This is a genomic window from Luteococcus sediminum, from assembly GCF_054783495.1.
The window spans coordinates 1-1,683 of sequence record NZ_BAAGQL010000034.1 but is presented as its reverse complement, the minus strand read 5'-3'; the positions used below and the strand labels follow the sequence as shown (position 1 = coordinate 1,683).

The following is a 1,683-nucleotide window of genomic DNA, read 5'->3' as shown; positions in this document are numbered from 1 at the left end:
CCCGGAGATTTCATGGGGGTGTCTGGACGTGAAGGAGGGAAGTGCCCGCTGACCTGCGAAGATACCGATTGTCTAGGTCTGTATCAGCGTGGTTGAAGGAGCACTTCCCAGGTGAACAAGCGTAGCGGGATGTATCCGCGTCTCCGAGTCGACTCCGCTGCGGTGCCGGCGGTGGCCCAGGCGGGCGGGGTGCTGCTCACCCGGACCGTGGAGACCTCCGGCCTGGGAATCTTGTTGAGCCGGGCGCTGGGACCGTGGCGCAAATCCCTCGCGAGGCATGACCCGGCGAAGGTGCTGCTGGATCTGGCGATCAGCCTCGCGCTGGGTGGTGATGCCTGTCGTGACGCCGCGCTGCTGCGCAGCGAACCCGGTGTCTATGGCCGGGTGGCCTCGGATGCGACGATCTCGCGCACCATCACCGCCCTCGCGGCCGATGTCGACCGGGTGGAGAAAGCCGTGGCCCAGGCCACTGCAGCAGCTCGCCAGCACGTCTGGGGCCTGGCAGGCGAGGCGGCACCAGGCCATGGGGCGAGCGCCGGGGATCCGATCATCATTGATCTGGACGCCACTCTCGTCACGTCACATTCGGACAAGGAACTGGCCCGGCCGACGTTCAAGAAGGGCTACGGTTTCCACCCGCTGTTGGCCTTCGTCGACCACGGCCCCGACGGGACCGGCGAACCCATGGCAGGGCTGCTCAGGTCGGGCAATGCCGGCTCCAACACCGCCGCCGATCACGAGACCGTCATCAAGGCTGCGCTCAAACAGGTGCCCGGGATCAACCCCGCCAGGCCGGGCAAGAAGGTGCTGATCCGTACTGACGGGGCCGGCGGATCCAAACAGCTACTCGGCTTTCTCGCCCGGCGCGGACTGTCGTACTCGATCGGCTTCACGCTGCCGATGAGCACCCCGGAGTTGTATCACCTTGTTCCCGAGCACGCGTGGCAGGATGCCTACAACGCCGACGGCCAGGTCCGCGACGGCGCAGCCGTGGTCGAGTTCACCGACCTCCTCACCGCCAAAGACCTGTTGAAGGGCTACCCCACCGGGATGCGAGTGATCGTGCGCCGAGAACGACCCCACCCCGGCGCCCAACTCCGCTTTGATGACGTCGATGGCTACCGGCTCACCGCCTTCGTCACCAACACTGCCAGAGGCCAGTTGGCTGATTTGGAGATGCGGCACCGCCGCCGCGCCCGTTGTGAGGACCGCATCCGCACCGCAAAAGACACCGGCCTGACCAACCTGCCCTTGCAAGGCTTCAACCAGAACCGCATCTGGCTGCTCATCGTGCAACTGGCCGGCGACCTGCTCGCCTGGATGGCCATGCTCGCCCTCCAAGGCCCTGCGCGGCGATGGGAACCCAAAACCCTGCGCCACCGCCTGTTCACGATGGCCGCCACGCTGGCCCACACGGCAAGGCGCACCATCCTGCACCTCAAGCAGACCAGCCCCTGGTCCACACTGATCTTCGACGGCTGGAACCGGCTCGCAGCCCTCACACCACCCTGACCACACCGCCACCCGCCCCGACGACCAGCAGTAGCCATTCGGCAGTGGAACCGACGCCCACCCGCAACGACATGCGGGCACTTGTCACACCCACATGCCAAAATCACGACCACGAGACCGGCAACAACGCTGGACCGTTGACCAACCAGCCCTCATGAAAGATCGAGGCTA

Annotated in this window: 1 protein-coding gene; it reads left to right on the top strand. The window is 65.9% G+C overall.

All coding sequences use genetic code 11. The features are described 5' to 3' along the window. Window positions 1-111: 111 nt before the first annotated feature. The gene (locus tag ACYVKA_RS13565; RefSeq protein WP_460706204.1) at window positions 112-1,512 is read left to right on the top strand and encodes an IS1380 family transposase; all 1,401 of its coding nucleotides are present in this window, start codon (window positions 112-114) and stop codon (window positions 1,510-1,512) included. The last annotated feature ends 171 nt before the right edge of the window (window positions 1,513-1,683 follow it).